We start from the raw sequence: 18,599 nt of genomic DNA, 5'->3' as shown, positions 1-18,599 counted from the left end.
ATGGTGGGCGAGCGGGCATGGGAAGTCAATCCGGCTGTTGCGGGGTGAAGGGCGGCAGCGGAAGCGGCGATGACGCAGCGGCCAGAGCCTTGAAGAGACTGCCCATTTCACCGTCGCTCCGCCCTGCGAGACGGGCCACCTGCTGCTCGATCCGGCGCCGGCTGTCCGCATCCATCGGCGCACCGAGTGCGCCGGCGCGTTCGAGCAGCCCGAGGGAAAGGAGGAGGTCGCCCTGTTCGGTCACCTTCGAGACGGCGAGTCCGCGCGCTGCGAAGATGTGGCCGAGACGGGCAAAGTCCACATGGCTGGTGATGTCGGCCTCGCCCGGCCTTTCGAGCGGATCGGCGAAGGCGTGGGCGTGGATCGCCTGCAGCGTGTCGCCATAGCCGCTTTCCCCGTGGCCGTAGTCGATGAAGAGGCCGGCGCCGCCTTCTGTGGCGAGACGCGTGGCAAGGGCGGCGGCAAGCGCGTCGCGCTCCGGCGAGACTTCCAGCACCGCACCCGGCTCTGGCGGGCCGGGCAGTGCGGCGGCCTGCGGCTGCCTGTCGAGCCGGGGGGCGAGGGTGAACTGCAGCCGCCCGTCCTCGCCAAGGCCGACGCAGCGCTCAGCGAAGGCCGTGCCGTCGAAGACGAACTGGCGGATGGCGAGGGCGTCGAAGAGTTCGTTGGCGACGATGATCGCCGGACCGCCGCCGACCTCCTCGACCCTGCGATGGCGGCGGATCGGCAGGTCGAAGCGCGACAGCGTCTCGGCCTGGATCGCGGCAAGGGTCTCGCTGGTCTCGACGAGGTGGATGCTCGCTGCTGCAAGGCAGCCCGGCGCGGCGCGTCGGAGCGTGCGCAGCATGTCGGCCATCAGCGTGCCCCGGCCGGGGCCGATCTCGATCAGCCTGAACGGTTTCGGACTGCCGAGCGCGGCCCAGGCCGAAGCGACCCAGGCGCCAATCAGTTCGCCGAACATCTGGCTGACCTCCGGCGCGGTGACGAAGTCGCCGGCCCGCCCGAAGGGGTTCTTCGTCGCGTAATAGCCGGCGCCGGGATCGAACAGCGCGACGTTCCAGAACCGGTCGATGCCGATCGGTCCCCCGCGCCGGATGATTTCTGTGATCTTCTCGGCAAGGGCGTTCAAGGGCGCGCCGAGTCCCGGCTCCCGGCGATCTCGCCGGCGCCCTCGGCCGGCTCGTAGGTCACCGGCTTTGCCGTCGCAATTGCCCAGAGCCCGACGAGCAGCATCGGGAAGGAGAGCACCATGCCCATGGTCAGCCAGCCGCCGAGGAGATAGCCGAGCTGCGCGTCGGGAATGCGCCAGAAGGCCTCGACGAGGATCCGCGCGACGCCGTAGAAGAAGATGAAAAGGCCGGCGGTGAGCCGCGGCCTGCCGAGCGTCTTGAAGCCGTGGGTGGCGATCCTGAGGATGATCCAGAGAAGCACGCCCTCGAGCGCAGCCTCGTAGAGCTGGCTCGGATGGCGCGGCTCGGGGCCGCCGGTCGGAAACACCATCGCCCAGGGAACGTCTGACGGCGAGCCCCAGAGCTCGCTGTTCACGAAATTGGCGATCCGGCCGAAGAACAGGCCGAAGGGCACCGAGGCGGCGACGACGTCGATCAGGCTGAAGAACGGCACGCCGGTGTTGCGGCAGAACAGGATCAGCGCCACCGTCACGCCGACGAGACCGCCGTGAAAGGCCATGCCGCCGTCCCACACCGAAAACACCGTCAGCGGATCGGCGAGATACTGCAGCGGATCGTAGAAGACGACATAGCCGATGCGCCCGCCGAGCACGATGCCGAGGACGAGATAGAGGATCATGTCGTCGATCTGCAGCTTGGTGATCGGCGAGACGCCGTTCGGCCAGAGACGGGTGTTGGCGACGAGATGGCGGCCATAGAGCCAGCCGCAGAGGATGCCGGCGACATAGGCAAGGCCGTACCAGTGGAGCGCGATCGGGCCGATCTGCAGGAACACCGGGTCGATGTTCGGATAGGCCAGCACGCCGAGTGTCTGGAGGGAGAGCATGGTCGAAGCGGGCCTCGTCGTCCGTGTTCGTCGGCGCGGCCCCGCCTGAAAAGCGGGTGCCGCGCGAGGCCCTCATAAGCGCAACCCGCGACGCTTTGAAGACCGGGGCGATGCCAGCCCGCCTCGGACGGCGCCGAAAAGCCGCCCTGCCGGGCACTGACGAGCGGCGATTGCCGGGCCTGCGCTATTGTCTAACCGGCGGCGCGCCTCTACCTGCGATGAAACATCCCGAAACCGGAGACGACCATGCCGAACCGAGCCCCCAACCGTCTTCTCGACGAATTCGCCCGCGTGATGACCGATGCGGCCGGGACGGCCCAGGGCGTGCGCCGGGAGGTCGAGACGCTGTTCCGCACCCAGGGCGAACGCCTGCTCAACCAGATGGACCTCGTCCAGCGCGAGGAATTCGAGGCGGTGCGCGAAATGGCGATGAAGGCGCGCATGGAAAACGAGGCGCTGAAGAAGCGGCTCGCCGATCTCGAAGCCAAGATGGCGGGCAGCACCGGCGCCTGAAGGCATTATCCACAGGCTATCGACAGTTTCCCCGGCGTCGGCAATGCGATTTTTCCGATGCGAAAATCCTGATCGCAGAGTCGCTTAAGCGGCTGTCCTTGTCCGATTCGGAAAGCGCCGGATCTCATCAACATGAAAAAACGGTTAACGCTCTTAGCGTGAAGACTCCCCGTCTGTATGCTGATTCTCAAGGGTGATTCGTCGGCGGCGGCGAACGGATGACCCCTGCGGGCAGCGGCCGCGGCGGGCGGCTGCCCGCCCATTCATTCTGACGAGGAATCAGCATGCAATTCGACGATATGGCAGTCTTGCGACAGTCGAACCCTGTCGATGTGATCGAATGGGTGGCGACGTCGCGCGAATGGGCGTTCGAGCGCTCCTGCGAAGACGAGCTGGCGGTTGCGGTCGCCGGCGTGTGGACCGACTATTCGGTGTCGTTCTCCTGGATCGACGACATGGAGGCGCTGCATCTCGCCTGCGCCTTCGACCTCAAGGTCCCGCCGCATCGGCAGGCCGAGATTCAGACCCTGCTCGCGCGCATCAACGAGAAGCTGGTGGTCGGGCATTTCGACCTCTGGCGCAAGGAAGGTGCGGTGATGTTCCGTCATTCGCTGCTCCTGTCGAACGGGCTCGACGCGACCAGCGGCCAGGCCGAGCGCATGCTCGCCATGGCGCTGGAAAGCTGCGAGCGCTTCTACCAGGCGTTCCAGTTCGTCATCTGGGCCGACAAGTCGGCGGAAGAGGCGCTGAGCGCCTCGATGTTCGAGACCGTCGGCGAGGCCTGACATTCGGCTGCGAGCCTCGATCCCGCTGGCCCGAGCGGTCGGCGCCCGTGGGGAGGCGAAGCCGATCGGTGTTCGCCCGGCGCGTCGGCATGGCTTGCAGCTGCGCCCCTGACGGCTAGAGTGCCGTCGCTGTCGTCTTCCAGTCTTCCGGAGTGAGTGCCGATGATCGATGCCCGCATCCTGCTTCTCGGCGGCGGCAACATGGGGTCGGCGCTGCTCGGCGGCTGGCTCGAAAAGGGCCTTTCGCCGGCCAGCGTGACGGTCGTCGACCCGGCGGTCGGGCCGGCGCTGCAGCCGCTGATCGACAAGGGCGTCGGCCATCGCACCGCGGTGCCCGAGGGCGACTTCGACATCGTCGTCCTGGCGGTGAAGCCGCAGATGATGACGGCGGCCGTGCCGCCGCTGAAAGCGGCGATGCGGCCCGAAACCCTCGTCGTATCCATCGCCGCCGGAACCACGGTCGCGGCGATCGAGGATCTGCTCGGCCCCCATCCGGTGGTGCGCGCCATGCCCAACACGCCGGCGCTGATCGGCCGGGGCATCACCGGCGCCTATGGCAACGAGCGGACCGGCGAGAAGGATCGCGATGCCGCCGGCCAGCTGCTCGAGGCGAGCGGACCGGTGGAATGGGTCGGCGAGGAAGCGCTGATCGACGCGGTGACCGCGGTGTCCGGCTCGGGGCCGGCCTATGTCTTCCACCTCGCCGAATGCATGGCGAAGGCCGGCGAGGCGCTGGGGCTGCCGGCCGACCTCGCGATGCGCCTTGCCCGCCACACGGTGGCCGGTGCGGGCGAACTGATGATCCGCTCCGACGACGCGCCGTCGCAGCTGAGGAAGAACGTCACCTCGCCGAACGGCACCACCCAGGCGGCGCTCGACGTGCTGATGGGCGAGGACCGGCTGGCTCTCCTGATGGAAGAGGCGATGCGCGCGGCGAGGGACCGGGCGGAGGAACTGGCGAAGGGGTGAGGGGCGCGGGGCCCTTTGCGACTCTTGCGGGACAGGTGTGCTTTTTTCCCTTCGCGGCCATCCGGTCGGCAGTATTCACGGTTGCGGCGCAGCATCACCCCCCTCTGGGCTGCCGCCCATCTCCCCCTCAAGGGGGGAGATCGCAGCCGGACCGTTCTGCGCCCGCCCGCCGACCGATCTGCCAGGCCCATCGCTCGCAATTGGCGCAGCCATCGATGCGGGCCCAATCTCCCCCCTTGAGGGGGAGATGCCCGGCAGGGCAGAGGGGGGCGCCGAAAGGCGCCGCATTGGACGTAAACCGCCCGCAAGAACGCACAGGACAATCGCCATGACCACCACCGAACCCGCGTCGCAGATCACCTTCGACGACTTCATGAAGGTCGACATTCGCGTCGGGACGATCGTCGAGGCGGCGCCGTTTCCCGAGGCGCGCAAGCCCGCCATCAAGCTGATGATCGACTTCGGCGAGACGATCGGGGTGAAGAAGTCCTCCGCCCAGATCACCGTCCACTACAAGCCGGAAGAGCTCGTCGGCCGGCAGGTGATCGCCGTCGTCAACTTTCCGCCCCGCCAGATCGGCCCGATCCGGTCGGAAGTGCTGACCCTCGGCATCCCCGACGAGAACGGCGAGGTGGTGCTGCTCGGGCCGGGCCACGCCGTGCCGAAGGGCGGCCGGTTGTTCTGAGCCTTCAGGCGCTGTCGAAGCATCAACTTTCTTCCGCTGCTGCGACTTGCTCGCGGCGGAACGGCGAGCGTCTGTCGCCACGACGCCCCTTGATTATCCCGAAGGTCGCGCGCTGCTGGGCAGATCCCGTGGCCCGAAGCTCAATCCATCTGAGAAAGCGGCCTGACCGGTCCGTCCTACCGGCTTTCGCGGCACTCGACTGCCGGATGGCGCGCTGCCCTGCGAGCCTTGCGAACGCTCGACCCGAAGCCATTGGCGGCCCCGGCAATCGCTTCCACAAATGGCCTCGCAGAAAGCCGTTTCTGGCGTCGAAAATCTCCGACAAACGTCGATGTGATCTGACGAAGGTCGACCAGCCTGCCCTTGCGGCATACGATGCCGTCTGCAGGCCTGCCGTGGTCGTCGTCTCTCTGGTGACGTCGGCGGCGGGCTTGGCGGGCGGCATCAGCCAGAACCGCGGCGAAGACCGTGGGAGCCGCCGGAAACGCGCAAGGGGCAGCTCAAATGGAGAAGAACGATGTCGCTGTTCAGATTGTCCTGGCCGTTTGGCGGCCCAGCCAAGGCGGCCGAGCCTGACCCGGCACGGAGACGCTTGCTCCTCGGTTTCGGCGCAGTGGCCTGTGCGGCTGCCGTCGCAGCTTCGCCCTTCGGTTCCGAGGCAGAGGCGGCGGAAGGCGCCGGCGAAGATCTGCTCGACCGGATCGACGGCGAGGACGGCAGCTACGAAGTCGCTCAATACCACGGCCATCGCCACCATCGCAGCAGCCGCCGGCACCATCGTCGACAGCACCGCCGGTACTACCGCGGACGCCGCCGTTATTATCGCCGCAGTGCCCGTTACGACTGCCGCTATCGCTGGTTCCGCCGCCAAAATCCGCGGCTTTGCGGCGTCTACCGCCGGCGTCGGCGCTATGGCGGCTGCGTGCGCATCGGCAACGTCACCGTCTGCGACTGATCCGATCTGAGAGCGGGGGCATTGGTCCCGCAATCCTCGCCGCGGGCCCGACCGGTCCGCGGCGATCGCATGTCCGGGCGCTCCAGCGGCCCTGTGTCGCCGGCAGCCCCGGGCCGCTGGACACGACGTGTCGAGGCTTGGCGGCTTCCTGTGGGACGCGTACCTTCAACCTGATCTGTTCTTGACATGTTCACGGCGGTTCCTTACCGCGAGAGGACTGGGCGCCAGCAGGCGCAGGCCGGGCTTTCGCGGATCGTGGACGGCCCTGGCACGGGGTGCGGACAGGAATGATCGGCAAACTCAAGGGTACGATCGACGAGATCGGCGAGGACCACGTCACGGTCGACGTCCATGGCGTCGGCTATGTCGCCTTCTGCGGCGCCCGCACGCTGGCCTCGATCGGCGGTGCCGGCGAGGCGGTGATCCTGTTCATCGAAACGGTGGTGCGCGAGGACATGATCCGCCTCTACGGCTTTGCCACCTCCGCCGAGCGCGAATGGTTCCGGCTTTTGCAGACCGTCCAGGGCGTCGGCTCGAAGGTGGCGCTCGCCGTCGTCGGCACCTTGTCCTCGGGCGATCTCGCCAATGCCGTCGCGCTGCAGGACAAGGCGATGGTGGCGAGGGCGCCCGGCGTCGGGCCGAAGGTCGCGGCGCGCATCGTCGCCGAACTGAAGGATCGCGCGCCGGCCTTTTCCGGCCCGGGCGCCGAGGCGAGCTTCGGCCTGAAGCGCGACATCGGCGGCGGCACGGCTTCGGCGCCTGTCGCCGACGCGGTCTCGGCGCTGACCAATCTTGGCTATTCGCGCGACCAGGCGGCCAACGCGATTGCCGCCGCCGTCGGCGAGGCGGGCGAGGGCGCCGACGGAGCAAAGCTGATCCGGCTGGGGCTGAAGGCGCTCAGCCGGAATTGAATGGACGCCTACGCCCTTCCTTACTATCTTCGTCAGTAAGGAGTGAAGCTGAGGTAAGGAAGATGAGCCTGATCGGCCGTATCACGTCGAAGGGCCAAACGACGGTTCCCAAGTCTATCCGTGACTCGCTCGGCCTTCACGATGGATCTCTTGTGGAATGGGAGATCGTCGACGGGAAGGCTGTTCTCTCGTCAAGACAAGCGGACATCACTGAATTGGCTGGCATTCTCGGCAATCCTCTTGGACGGGCGCTGACCGACGAAGAAATGGATGCGGCGATTGGTGGCTCCCTCGCTGAAGACGACGAGCGCATCATGCGTGAGCGGCGCGAGGGTGACGATGATCGGCGTTGATACGAACGTCCTCCTCCGCTTCGTTCTCGCCGATGACCCGAAACAGCATCCTATAGCCACCCGCTTTTTTACGGAACGTACGAAGGCGGATCAGGCCTTCGTGCCGATGATCGTCCTGATTGAGGCGGTATGGTTTCTTCAGCGGGTCGCGAAAATCGATGCAGCCAGGATCGGAAACACTTTCTCCCGGCTTCTCTCGGTGGAGGGGGTCAAATTCGAGGATCACAAGTTCCTTGTGACGTTATTTGCCGACAACGTCGCGGTGGAAGAGGGGGTCGCGGACCGGCTGATCGCCCGCGCATGCGAAAAGGCGGGCTGCCATCGGACCGTAACCTTCGATCGAAGGGCGGCGAAGCACATCACCAGCATGGAACTTCTCGCATGAGCTTGAAGAAGGTAGAGCCGTGAGCGAGCCGGACCGCCTCATCTCGCCGGACAAGCGTGGCGAGGACATCGACGCGACGCTGCGGCCGCAGCGGCTCGACGATTTCGTCGGCCAGGCGGCGGCGCGCGCCAATCTGAAGGTCTTCATCGAGGCGGCGAAGGCCCGCGGCGAGGCGCTCGACCATGTGCTCTTCGTCGGACCGCCGGGCCTCGGCAAGACGACGCTGGCCCAGATCATGGCGAAGGAGCTCGGCGTCAATTTCCGCTCGACCTCCGGCCCGGTAATCGCCAAGGCCGGCGATCTCGCCGCGCTGCTCACCAATCTGGAGGAGCGCGACGTCCTCTTCATCGACGAGATCCACCGCCTGTCTCCCGCCGTCGAGGAGATCCTTTATCCGGCGATGGAGGATTTCCAGCTCGACCTGATCATCGGCGAGGGGCCGGCGGCGCGCTCGGTGAAGATCGACCTGTCGAAATTCACCCTCGTCGCGGCAACCACCCGGCTCGGCCTGCTGACGACGCCGCTTCGCGACCGCTTCGGCATACCGGTGCGGCTGAACTTCTACACCGTCGCCGAGCTCGAGCACATCGTCACCCGCGGCGCGCGGCTGATGGCGCTGCCGATGTCGGAGGACGGCGCGAGAGAGATCGCGATGCGGGCGAGGGGCACGCCGCGCATCGCCGGCCGGCTGCTGCGGCGGGTCCGGGACTTCGCCCATGCCGAGGGCGCAAAGGTCGTCGACCGGCGCGCCGCCGACGCGGCGCTGACGCGGCTCGAGGTCGACGGCATCGGCCTCGACCAACTCGACCGCCGCTATCTGGAGCTGATCGCGCTGAATTTCGGTGGCGGGCCCGTCGGCATCGAGACCATCGCCGCGGCGCTTTCGGAGCCGCGCGATGCCATCGAGGACATCGTCGAGCCCTATCTCCTGCAGCAGGGTTTCGTGCAGCGCACGCCGCGCGGCAGGCTCCTCACCCAGCACGCCTTCCGGCATCTCGGCCTCGCCGTGCCGTCGGCCTATCAGGGCGCGCAGACGACGCTCTTCGAAGAGGGCGGCGAGGGCTGACGCCGATGTCCGGCACGGACCGCATCCGTTTAAGCCGCGATCCTTCGAGCGGCGTCGAGGCGATCTCGGCCCGCTTCTTCGGCCATGCCTACGACATGCACCATCACGACGAATGGCTGGTCGGGGTCACCGACGACGGCGTGCAGGATTTCTTCTGCCGCGGCGCCCGCCGCCAGAGCACCCGCGACCGGATCATCCTCATGGAGCCCGGCGAGATGCATGACGGCCAGGCGATCACCGCCGGGGGCTTTGCCTATGAGATGCTCTACGTGCCGCAGGCAGTGATGCGTCGCGGCTTCGACGATGCGAGCCGCGGCGAGGGCGGTTTCCGCGAGACGGTCTCGGACGACCCGCTGCTCGCCGCCGCGATCAGGGCGGCCTGCGCGGCGATCTCCGGATCCGTGCCGCAGCTCGCCCGCGATGCCTGCCTCGACGCGGTGGTCGGCCGGCTCCGCTCGCATCTCGGGCTCGGCACCCGGCCGGCGGAGCCGCTGCCGTCGCCGGGGATCGCCAAACGTGCGCGCGAGCGGCTGCATGACGAGATGGCGGCGGAGATCGGCATCGACGACCTCGCGGAGGCGGCCGGCGCTGCGAACCGCTTCCAGCTCGCCCGGGCCTTTCGCGCCGCCTATGGCGCTTCGCCGCATGCCTATCTGGTGCGGATCCGCCTTGCCGAGGCGAAGCGCCTGCTGGCCGGCGGCGAGACACCTGCTTCCGTTGCCGCGGCCTGCGGCTTTGCCGACCAGAGCCATCTCGGCCGCTGGTTCCGCCGGGCCTTCGCCCTCACGCCCGGCGCCTATCGCGCCGCCTGCACGAACGTTCCAGACCGGACGTCCGCGACGCGCTAGCCATTCGCCGACACGCAACCGGCGAAGAGGCGACGGATATGATCTTCGAAACCAAGGTGGCGATCCTCGTGCGGGAGGATCTGGCGATGTGGCAGAAGCTGAACGTCACGGCGTTTCTCGCCTCGGGCATTGCCGGCGAGGCGCCCGAGGCGATGGGCGAGTCTTACGAGGATGCGGCCGGCCGGCGCCATGCCGCGCTGCTCGGCCAGCCGGTGATGGTGCTGGAAGCGGGCAGGGAGGTGCTGCAGCGGGCGCTCGGCCAGGCGGTCCAGCGCAATCTCGTCCGCGCGGCCTACGTCGAGGCGATGTTCGCGACCGGGCATGACGCTGCCAACCGCGAGGCGTTTCGCGCCGAGCCGGCGGAGATGCCCAACCTCGTCGGCATCGCGCTGTTCGGCCCGAAGAAGGATGTCGACAAGGCGGCCAAGGGCGCCCGCATGCATCCCTGACCTCGCATCGCCACCGCGTCAGGAACGGGCGGCGGCGAGGGTCCTCGCCTGCTGCCTGAGGTCGGTGACGCATTCGGAATAGGGCTGGGTGCCGGGGGTATAGCCGAACCGCGCGCATTCGGCCTCGGCGGTCGAGGGCTTCTGGACCGCGGTCGAGGCGGTCGAGCTTGTGGAGGTGCAGCCGGACAGGGCGGCGAGGGCGGCAAGGACGAGAAGAGGCTTCATTCGGGGCACCATCGGATCAGACTTCGGTCTCGGCGACACTACCAGACCTCTTATCGGAAAGGATCGCCGCGCGGTCGATCTTGTAGGGCCTGGGCAGGGATCGATCCACAGTGAAAAGCCTGCGGCCGTCAGCGCTCCGCCCAAAGCCTCTCGACCAGCGCCTGGACGTGCTCGGCGCTCGGCGGATCGACGAAGAGAGAGCGGTAGACGATCGGCGCGACGACGACGTCGAGTACCGTTTCCGTGTCCGGGAACACCTCGTTGCAGGCTTTCGCGCGTTCGCCGATGATATCGATCTGGGCGCGCACGAGATTGCAGCAGCGCGCCGGATTGTCGGCTTGGCTGCGGGCGGCGAGGATGTCGCGCATCAGCTCCTGGCCGACGGAGGACGACATTTCCTCGGCATATTGCTCCGCCCAGGCGGAAAGGTCGCCCTTGGCCGAGCCGGTCTCCGCCGGCGGGCCGTCCGGCCGGATCCGCTCGACGGCGACGTCGGCCAGCAGCGAGGCGAGATCGCCCCAGCGCCGGTAGATCGTCGAGGGCGTCACTTTCGCCCGCTCGGCCACCGCCGGCACGGTCAGTTCGCCGCGCCCGGCCTCGGCCTGCAACGATTTGACCGCGGCATGCACCGCCGCCTGAACCCTGGCGCTGCGGCCTCCCGGACGACTGCCGGCCTGCGACGACGACATGCGAACTCACCCCTTGCGACATGCTTCGGACGGCGGGCCTCGATCGTCACCGGCGGTCACGATCACGGCGAGCCTTAACGCAAAATATTTGCATTAGCGCAAGATTGCGTCTATATCGGCGCAAACGCAAACATGTTGCATTAAGGGAGCCTGTCCCCCGATGTCCAGTCCCGTTTCAGCCGCGGAGCCCGTTCCCGCCTCGCAGCCGGGAGCCTTCCGGCTCTACGCACTGACGCTGATGACCTTCTTTGCCGCCTCGGCGGCGCCGACGCCGCTCTACCGGCTCTATCAGGAGGTCTTCGCGATCTCGCCGCTGACCATCACGGTGATCTTCGCGGTCTATGCCTTCAGCCTGCTCGCCGCGCTTCTGATCGTCGGCGCGCTTTCCGACCATCTCGGCCGCCGCCCGGCCGTTGCCGCCGCGATCGTCCTGCAGAGCCTCGCCCTGGTGATCTTCCTGTTTGCGGACGGCGCCGGCATGCTGATCGCGGCAAGGTTCCTGCAGGGCTTTGCGACGGGTGCGGCGACCAGCGCCCTCGGCGCTGCGCTAGTCGACACCGATCCGAAACGCGGCCCGCTCGCCACCGCCGTCTCGCCGCTTTTCGGCATGGCGCTGGGATCGCTTGCGACCGGCGCGCTCGTCGCCTACGGGCCGTTCCCGCTGCATCTCGTCTACGGCCTTTTGCTCGTCATCGGCATCGTCGAGCTCGCGTCGCTCGCCGGGGTGCGGGAGACGGCGATCCTTCGCCCCGGGCTGCTTGCTTCGCTGCGTCCCAAAATCGTCATTCCGCCACAGGCTCTGCGCGCCATGGCGGTGCTGACACCGCTCAACATGTCGCTGTGGATCCTTGGAGGATTCTTCCTGTCGCTGATGCCTTCGCTGCTCGTCCGGGTGACCGGCATATCGTCGCCGCTCTTCGGCGGCGCCGTGGTGGCGGCGGTGATGCTGAGCGGCGCCGTGGCCAATCTCGTTTTGCGGCAGTTGCCGATGCGCAGGGTCCTCGTCATCGGCGCGCCGACGCTGATCGCCGGAATGGCGCTGCTCCTCGTCGGCATTCATCTCGGCGCCGTCGCCTGGCTTGCCGTCGGGACGATCGTCGCCGGCGTCGGCTTCGGCGCGAGCTTTCTTGGCGTCATCGGCACGATCATGCCGCTCGCCGAGCCGCATCAGCGGGCCGAGCTGCTCGCCGCGCTCTATGTCGAGAGCTACCTGTCCTTCAGCCTGCCGGCGATCGTCGCCGGCTATCTCGCCGGGGCGATCGGCCTTCCCGCGACGGCCGACATCTATACTGCCGCCATTGCGCTCTTTGCCGGGGGCGGGCTTGCCGCGACGTTCCTGATCGGCCTGAAGCCGCGGCCGGCCGGCGCCCGTTGCGGCCCGGGCTGTGCCGAAGGCAAGACCGCGGCGTGACGCAAGGCCAGCCGGGACCGGGTTCACCTCTCCGGCAGGATCCGCGCGGCGGCGGTCTCGATGGTCGCCAGCGAGGCGCCGGAGAGCACCTCGCGCGAGAGTTCGACGAAGCGCGTCGCCTGCCGGCGCACCGCCTCGCGCTGCGCCGATGTCCGGCAGGCGGGCAGGATCTCGCCGAGGGAATTGATGAAATGCTCCCCGGCGATCATGTCCGACGCGGCATATTGGCGAAGATGACCGAAGGCGATCTCGAGATATTCCGGAAAGCCCCCGGCATCGATGATTGCCCTGAGCTTGCCGTCGCCATCGACGACGAAGGGATCGCCCGGATGCCGCGCGGCGATCGCCGCCATCGCCGCCTTCAGCCAGTCGAGGCAGGTGATCGCCGTATAGGGATCGTTGACCCCCGGCGACAGCGCCCGGCCGGCGATCTCGACGAGTTCGTCGAAGAGGAAATTGATGTCCTGGCGGGGACTGCGGCTGTTGCCGGCCGCCAGCGCCGAGAGCAGCCGTTCGCCGGTCGCCTCGTCCACCCGCTCGGCCGGCCAGGCCTGGAATAGCGTCCTGCCCTGGTGGACGAAGACGCCGGGACGGCAGGTGAGCCTCACCACCACCTCGTCCTTGCGCGCCGCGTCGATCAGCGATTCCCGATCGACGATCTGCAGATAGCCGACCCGGTCCGAGCCGATCTCGGCATAGGGCGGCGGGCCGTCATCAACGATTTTGCCGGCATCGGGGTCATCGCGGAAGCAGGCGGGCACCTGCCAGCGGATCGCTTCCTCTGCCTGGTCGCTGCGCACCGCCTCGGCCGAAAATTCCGCCTCGATCCGCTTCAGCAACCCCTGGCCGATGCCGGCGATCACGTTGGAAATGTGGATGTTCGACGGGACGTGGTGGATGAAATAGATGAGGACGCCGATCGAGAAGATGGCAAGCACGATCGCCCCGAAGATCGCCAGATTCGGCACGAACATCTGGCCGTAGACGCTCTCCTCGCCGCCGTCCCGCACGCTTCTCAGCACCAGCATCGAATAGACGAAGGTCGCGACGAAGACGCCGAGGGTGACCTGGTTGCCGCGGTCGTTCATGAAGTTGGTCAGAAGCCGCGGTCCGAAGCTGCCGGAGGCGAAGACCACCGCCGCCATCGTCACCGAGAACACCGTGCCGGCAACGCCGATCATCGAGCCGCCGATCGCCGACAGGATCGCCCGGGCGCCGTCCGGCTGGGTCGCATAGAGGAAGGGGCTGTTGCCCAGCGCATCCGCCGGGACGCGGCTGTCGAGCTCGATCAGGATGAAGGCGAGGATCGCCGCGGCGATCGCCATGATGGAGGGAATGAACCAGTAGCTCGCGCTGATCCGCTCGTAATATTGCTGGATGAGTGCGCGCATCTGGCCCCGTCATTTCGCATTCGCTCGTCGCAGCAGCCCCATCTATCGGCGAAGCGTCGAAGAACCAGTGTCGCGGCGAAAGATGCGCCCTGCTCTCCTGGGCGAAATAAGCCAGACCAACGACCTCCAGCGGCGGCATCGGTCTGTTAAACCGAAAGTAGAAATGCTAATCCTTCCTTTGCGTCATAGGGAGGGAACAATGAAATCATACGCATTACTGACGACGCTGATCTTGGCGCTCGGCGCCAATACGGCAAACGCGCAGGACAAGCCGGCACCCAACCAGATCGAGCAGATCAGCTATTTCCGGGCCGACGTCCGCGACCGCCCGGGCTGCCTGCCGTCTTTCGTCGAGGGCAGGGTCCGCTGGCCCGACGCGATCGGCAATCCGGCGATCGACTGCCCCGATGCCTTCGCCTGGACCTCGCTCGTCTCGGCGATCCGGCAATCCTTCTGGACCTGGGGCACCGACCAGACGATCTGGGTGGCCAATCCGAAGCCGATCTGCCTGCCGGGCCAGAGCTCGAGTGATTGTTGCGACCCGCGGACGATCGAGCCGCAGAGCGGGCCGACGACGGGCTCGCCGCCGCAGGGCTGCCCGTTCTTCCCGACCGACTGGACCGAGCCGCCGCCGCTGACCGTCGCCAAGCCCAATCCGAGCCACAGCCACGACTTCCTCAAGACCCTCGACCCGGCGCGGGTGCTGCGCCAGGAGGAGGCCGAGATCATCTTCCGCAACCGGCCCTTCGTTCGCTACACCTTCCAGGAAAATCTCTACAACAAGGAGAGCCTCGGCGCCCGCTTCACGGCGATGCAGAACTGGATCTCCGAGCACGCGCCCTTCGCCAATCCGGCGCTGACCGTCGACTATCCGACCGACGCCGTGATGTTCAAGGTCGACTTCCTCAGCCAGGCCGAGATGCTGAAGGCCGGGCTCATCAGCGAGAAGGACGGCCAGGGCGGGCGCCTCGATCCGCCCAACGATCCCGAGCATCCCTATGTCACGATGCGGATCGACGAGACCATCGCGCCGGGCAACGAGGAGCCGCAGTTCTATTATCTCGTCTCGGTGACGGCGGCCTCCAAGGCGCTGCCGAACTGGCACTGGTACGCCTTCGAGCACGTGAAGAATCTCGGCCGCTGCGACTATACCGGCTGCAACGATGCCTTCGGCTACCGGGCCCGCGGCATCAATGTCGGCGGCGCCTTCTTCGGCTGGAACTTCATCCCGCCGAAGACCGAGAATTCCAAGGATTCCTCCAACGACATCGTCTTTCGGACGGGCACGCCCTACACCGTCGAGGAGACCGGCGAGGCGATCTCCCCGGCGCTCGAGGAGCTCTTCGCCGCGGCCGGCATCGCCACCGGTCGCGGGCCGGAGGATCCGCGGGTGCCGTCTGCCGAAGATCCGGCCTGGAAGAGCTATCGCCTGAAGGCCAGCCAGACCAGCTTCGTCACCGAGACCGGCATGCCGACCCATGCCGGCCAGTCGATCACCGAGGGCGGCTTCGTCAATTCGGCCTCCTGCCTCACCTGCCATTCCCAGGCCGGGCCGGACGCCGACGGCAATCCCGGCGTTCCGGGGATCGGCAGCCGTACGGACCTCAACCTCTTCGGCCTCAACCAGACGGTCAACGGCGCGCCGGAGCCGGACTGGTTCTTCGCCGAGGGCACGACGGTGATGCGTTCGCTGCCGATGGACTTCGTCTGGGGCATGCTCAACGCGACCTGCGTCGTTCCGGACGGCAAGACCGGCAAGTGCAAGTCCTATGACGGGCCGCAATTTGCCCCGCCGGTCGGCCGCATCGAGCCGGAACTGACGACGCGCAAGCCGGCACGGGTCAAACCGCGCACGAGCAGCCATCCGAACAACTGACGCTGGCGGCGGAAAAAGTGGGGCAGGGACTTCGCCGCCCCCGCCCGAAACGACAGCGGGCCGGAAGACTGGCCCGCTGGGTTCATCGTTCGAGAAAGAGACGGGCGCGCGCGGCCCCGATCACATCGACGGGTCGAGGTCGACCTTGAAGAACAGCGTCTCGCCGGAAGAGTCGTCGACGCCGTCATTGTCGGTGACGGCATAGGCGGTGCCGTCCTTGGCGAAGGTAAAGCCCTCGATCTTGTCGACGACATAGCCGCCGGTCGCCTTCAGGTCCGGCAGGAAGTCGTGGACCTCCTTCTTCGTCACGGTCGGCAGGTCCGAGCCGATGGCGCCTGGCGTGACGCCGGCGAGCGAGACCTTGAAAAGCTTCTTCTCCTTGGCATTGGTGCCGATCTGGTTGTCGCGCTCGAGGATGTAGAGCGCGCCGTCATGGGCGGTGATCTCTGACAGGCCGACCCAGCCCTTGTCGGCCTCGTCGAGCGGATAGCGCACGGCGCTCCAGCTCTTGTCGCCAGGCTTGTAGGCGAGGAGCTTCACGAAACCCTTCTCGTCGTCCTTCCACTCGCGCTGGATGGCGATCCAGAGCCGGCCGCCGTCCATGGTGATCCCCTCGGCGCCGAAGCGGGTCGACTGGTCGGTCAACTCCTTCGGCATCGGGATCTGTTCGAGGATCTTGCCCTCGCTGTCGACATGCAGGATCTGGTGGGGGATTTCCTTCTCCGGATTGCCCTCGCTCGCCAGCCAGAAGCCGCCCTTCCCATCGGCGGTGATGCCTTCGAGGTCGAGCTTCTTGGCCGCCGCGCCGTCCGTCGTCACGGTCATCGCGCCGATGATCTTTGCCGGCTTCGACGAGACGTCGATTTTGAAGATGCGCGGCTGGTTCTTGTAGAAGGAATCCGACACCGCATAGAGCTTCGAGGCGTCCTCGGGATCGGCCGCGAGGCCGGAGAGGGCGCCCCAGCCGACCGGCAGGCCGTCCTGATCCTCCGAAACGATCATCGGATAGGCGGGCGTGCCCTCGGCGAGCTCGTAGAGCATCACATGGCTGCGCGCGGCGCCGTCCTCGACGAGGTCGGCCTCGTTGGCCGAAGCGAGGAGATTGCGCGAGGGGATTGCGACGGCGCCTTCCGGCGCAATGCCCGAGGGGAGCAGCTGCACGAATTTCGGATCGCCCTCGGAGACGTCGTAGACGCCGATGGTCGAGCCGCGCTCGGAGAGGACGAAGGCGTAGGTCTTGTCGCCGAACTTCGCGACCTCAAGGCCTTCCGGCTCGATGCCCTTGGCATCGGAGCGCTTGTCCGGATAGTGGCCGGCGCGGACCAGCTCGTATTCGTAGGCCGGGCCGCTCTCGTAGACGACGGTGCCGTCCTTGTTCCAGACGGTGAAGGAGCGCGAGCCGCCCTTGTAGTCGCCTTCATTGGCGGTGATCAGCCGGTCGTCGTCGATCCACTGCACGGCGTCTGGCTCGCGCAAGCGGCCGTCCTGGCTATCGGTCAGCTTGATCTCGCCATTGTCCTCGGCGTCGATGTTCTTCAGATCGACGGCGCCTGCGGAAAAGTGGTTCGTCACCTTGCCGCTGGCCGCGTCGACGATGACGATGGCGTTGTTTTCCTGCAGCGTGACGGCGATCTCGTTCTTCGAATTGAAGTCGACGAATTCCGGCTCCGGATCGTCGCCGCCGATGTCGGAAAGGCCGGTCATCTCGACCCTCTTCATCGTGCCGCAGTCCGGCGCGCCATCCTTCAGGTCGAAGACGGTGACGTAGCCGGCCGGCAGCTGCGGCAGCGCGCCGTCATTGAGGTCCTCGTCGCGCTCGTTCTCGATGGCGACGGCGGCGAACTTGCCGTCCTTGGAGACCGCCACCGAATCCGGCTGGCCGCCGAGATCGCAGGAGGCGATCTCCTTCTTGTCGGTGACGCTGACGACCGCGAGGCGGCCGGAGGGCTTGGTGAAGCTCTCGGAGGTGTTGACGCCGACGAGGACGTCGGGGCCGGCGACGGCGACCGAGGTCGGCTCGCCCTGCATGGCGATGAAGCCGCCGGGCTGCGGCGACTTGGGGTCGGTGATGTCGATCATGCCGATGCCGCCGGCCGGGCTGTCGGAATAGATCAGCGTGTTGCCGTCCTGGCTGACGGTGATGATCTCCGAGGAGGTCTCGGTGTTCTGGTCGGCGCCCTCGGGGAGGTTGCTCGCGACCGGAAAGGATGCGATGCGATTGAACACCGGATCGGCCGTGGCGGCCCCGGCCGCGGAAAGAACTGTCGTTGCAAGGAGCGCGGCGAGGATGTGGCGCGGCATGGTGCCTCCCAAAGCTTGAAGGTTTTCGGATGCGCCGTTCTGCCTGACCGTAGGTGACAAGCCGATGACACGATTTCACCTAATTTCCGCCGGGAATTGCCGGCCTTGGACCAAGGCCATGATCACACAGCGTAAAAGCGGGCCGGCGCGGAAATGACCGCGGATCTCGCCGGAAGGCTGGTCGGGAACGGCCACCGTCTCGACGTCAGGGTCTATTTCGAGGACACCGACTTTTCCGGCGTCGTCTATCATGCCCGCTACCTGCATTTCCTCGAACGCGGGCGGTCCGACATGCTGCGCCTCAAGGGGATCGGCCACCGCGAGCTGATGTCCGGTGAGTTCGGCGCGCCGATGGCCTTCGCGGTGAGGCGCATGGAGCTCGACTTCCTGCGCCCGGCGCGGATCGACGAGATCCTGACGGTGACGACCGGCATCGGCCGGCTCGGCGGCGCCCGCATCCTGCTCGACCAGAAGATCTGGCGCGGCGAGGATCTGCTGATCGAGGCGAACGTCACCGTCGCGGTGATCTCGCCGGAAGGCAAGCTGCTGCGGATGCCGCCGCGGGTGCTCGAGGTGCTGGCGCCGGCGACGACGCCCGAGGCGCCCGCGCGCTGACGAAACCGCCGTCGTAACCGCCTGTTAACCATAGATGGTCCAGAACTCGAAACGGCGGATTTGAGTCGATTTCGCCATGCTTTCACCGGAATCCGTTGTGAAAGCGGGTGAGGGGATACGGTTCGCGCAGTTCGATGGCTGTTGCAGGAGGGGGCC

The 18,599-nt window shown here is 67.0% G+C and carries 20 protein-coding genes; 14 read left to right on the top strand and 6 right to left on the bottom strand.

Annotated elements, in window-relative coordinates:
• Positions 1-25 precede the first annotated feature (25 nt).
• Positions 26-1,129 (bottom strand): class I SAM-dependent methyltransferase, encoded by a 1,104-nt coding sequence (locus E3C22_RS11490; RefSeq protein ID WP_134762160.1) that lies wholly within the window; start codon positions 1,127-1,129, stop codon positions 26-28.
• Positions 1,126-2,016, bottom strand: coding sequence for a prolipoprotein diacylglyceryl transferase (gene lgt / locus E3C22_RS11485; protein ID WP_134762159.1), 891 nt, complete (start codon positions 2,014-2,016; stop codon positions 1,126-1,128). The genes E3C22_RS11490 and lgt overlap by 4 nt, the downstream gene beginning before the upstream one ends.
• A 246-nt stretch (positions 2,017-2,262) precedes the next feature.
• Between lgt and E3C22_RS11480 the strand changes: the two genes are divergently transcribed.
• The 11 genes from E3C22_RS11480 (at position 2,263) to E3C22_RS11430 (ending at position 9,935) form a co-directional block, all read left to right on the top strand.
• The gene (locus E3C22_RS11480) at positions 2,263-2,529 is read left to right on the top strand and encodes an accessory factor UbiK family protein (RefSeq protein WP_134762158.1); all 267 of its coding nucleotides are present in this window, start codon (positions 2,263-2,265) and stop codon (positions 2,527-2,529) included.
• Positions 2,530-2,813: 284 nt separating this feature from the next.
• Positions 2,814-3,314 (top strand): type III secretion system chaperone family protein, encoded by a 501-nt coding sequence (locus E3C22_RS11475; protein WP_134762157.1) that lies wholly within the window; start codon positions 2,814-2,816, stop codon positions 3,312-3,314.
• Positions 3,315-3,476: 162 nt separating this feature from the next.
• The gene (proC, locus tag E3C22_RS11470) at positions 3,477-4,283 is read left to right on the top strand and encodes a pyrroline-5-carboxylate reductase (protein WP_134762156.1); all 807 of its coding nucleotides are present in this window, start codon (positions 3,477-3,479) and stop codon (positions 4,281-4,283) included.
• Positions 4,284-4,611: 328 nt separating this feature from the next.
• The gene (locus E3C22_RS11465) at positions 4,612-4,968 is read left to right on the top strand and encodes a tRNA-binding protein (RefSeq protein WP_134762155.1); all 357 of its coding nucleotides are present in this window, start codon (positions 4,612-4,614) and stop codon (positions 4,966-4,968) included.
• A gap of 517 nt (positions 4,969-5,485) precedes the next feature.
• The gene (locus E3C22_RS11460) at positions 5,486-5,923 is read left to right on the top strand and encodes a hypothetical protein (RefSeq protein WP_134762154.1); all 438 of its coding nucleotides are present in this window, start codon (positions 5,486-5,488) and stop codon (positions 5,921-5,923) included.
• A 287-nt stretch (positions 5,924-6,210) separates the two neighbouring features.
• Complete coding sequence (gene ruvA, locus E3C22_RS11455) at positions 6,211-6,834, top strand: Holliday junction branch migration protein RuvA (RefSeq protein ID WP_134762153.1); 624 nt, start codon at positions 6,211-6,213, stop codon at positions 6,832-6,834.
• A gap of 62 nt (positions 6,835-6,896) precedes the next feature.
• Positions 6,897-7,187 (top strand): AbrB/MazE/SpoVT family DNA-binding domain-containing protein, encoded by a 291-nt coding sequence (locus tag E3C22_RS11450; protein ID WP_134762152.1) that lies wholly within the window; start codon positions 6,897-6,899, stop codon positions 7,185-7,187.
• Complete coding sequence (locus E3C22_RS11445) at positions 7,174-7,572, top strand: type II toxin-antitoxin system VapC family toxin (RefSeq protein ID WP_167591737.1); 399 nt, start codon at positions 7,174-7,176, stop codon at positions 7,570-7,572. Before E3C22_RS11450 ends, E3C22_RS11445 begins: the two co-directional genes overlap by 14 nt.
• 19 nt (positions 7,573-7,591) lie before the next feature.
• Positions 7,592-8,638, top strand: a complete 1,047-nt coding sequence (gene ruvB / locus E3C22_RS11440) for a Holliday junction branch migration DNA helicase RuvB (RefSeq protein ID WP_134762150.1) — start codon at positions 7,592-7,594, stop codon at positions 8,636-8,638.
• 5 nt (positions 8,639-8,643) lie between these two features.
• The gene (locus tag E3C22_RS11435; protein WP_134762149.1) at positions 8,644-9,486 is read left to right on the top strand and encodes a helix-turn-helix transcriptional regulator; all 843 of its coding nucleotides are present in this window, start codon (positions 8,644-8,646) and stop codon (positions 9,484-9,486) included.
• Positions 9,487-9,524: 38 nt separating this feature from the next.
• The gene (locus tag E3C22_RS11430; protein ID WP_134762148.1) at positions 9,525-9,935 is read left to right on the top strand and encodes a DUF2000 domain-containing protein; all 411 of its coding nucleotides are present in this window, start codon (positions 9,525-9,527) and stop codon (positions 9,933-9,935) included.
• 18 nt (positions 9,936-9,953) lie between these two features.
• Here E3C22_RS11430 and E3C22_RS11425 read toward each other — a convergent pair whose 3' ends face one another.
• Positions 9,954-10,160 carry a hypothetical protein gene (locus E3C22_RS11425; RefSeq protein ID WP_134762147.1) on the bottom strand — a complete coding sequence of 69 codons (207 nt, stop codon included), beginning with the start codon at positions 10,158-10,160 and terminating at the stop codon, positions 9,954-9,956.
• A gap of 128 nt (positions 10,161-10,288) precedes the next feature.
• Positions 10,289-10,849 carry a TetR/AcrR family transcriptional regulator gene (locus E3C22_RS11420; protein WP_134762146.1) on the bottom strand — a complete coding sequence of 187 codons (561 nt, stop codon included), beginning with the start codon at positions 10,847-10,849 and terminating at the stop codon, positions 10,289-10,291.
• A 160-nt stretch (positions 10,850-11,009) separates the two neighbouring features.
• Here E3C22_RS11420 and E3C22_RS11415 point away from each other — a divergent pair, with 160 nt between their 5' ends.
• Positions 11,010-12,260 carry an MFS transporter gene (locus E3C22_RS11415; protein ID WP_134762145.1) on the top strand — a complete coding sequence of 417 codons (1,251 nt, stop codon included), beginning with the start codon at positions 11,010-11,012 and terminating at the stop codon, positions 12,258-12,260.
• 23 nt (positions 12,261-12,283) lie between these two features.
• Here the strand turns inward: E3C22_RS11415 and E3C22_RS11410 are convergent, their stop codons facing one another.
• Positions 12,284-13,651 (bottom strand): DUF2254 domain-containing protein, encoded by a 1,368-nt coding sequence (locus tag E3C22_RS11410; protein ID WP_134762144.1) that lies wholly within the window; start codon positions 13,649-13,651, stop codon positions 12,284-12,286.
• A gap of 199 nt (positions 13,652-13,850) precedes the next feature.
• Here E3C22_RS11410 and E3C22_RS11405 point away from each other — a divergent pair, with 199 nt between their 5' ends.
• Entirely contained in the window at positions 13,851-15,527 is a 1,677-nt protein-coding gene (locus tag E3C22_RS11405) for a hypothetical protein (protein ID WP_134762143.1), read from the top strand.
• Between the two features lie 120 nt (positions 15,528-15,647).
• Here E3C22_RS11405 and E3C22_RS11400 read toward each other — a convergent pair whose 3' ends face one another.
• Positions 15,648-17,828, bottom strand: coding sequence for an esterase-like activity of phytase family protein (locus E3C22_RS11400; protein WP_134762142.1), 2,181 nt, complete (start codon positions 17,826-17,828; stop codon positions 15,648-15,650).
• 153 nt (positions 17,829-17,981) lie between these two features.
• Between E3C22_RS11400 and E3C22_RS11395 the strand changes: the two genes are divergently transcribed.
• Positions 17,982-18,443, top strand: coding sequence for a YbgC/FadM family acyl-CoA thioesterase (locus tag E3C22_RS11395; RefSeq protein ID WP_134762141.1), 462 nt, complete (start codon positions 17,982-17,984; stop codon positions 18,441-18,443).
• Positions 18,444-18,599: the final 156 nt, after the last annotated feature.

It is taken from the genome of Jiella endophytica (assembly GCF_004519335.1).
Lineage (GTDB): Bacteria > Pseudomonadota > Alphaproteobacteria > Rhizobiales > Rhizobiaceae > Jiella > Jiella endophytica.
This window is presented reverse-complemented; position numbering and strand designations above follow the sequence as displayed.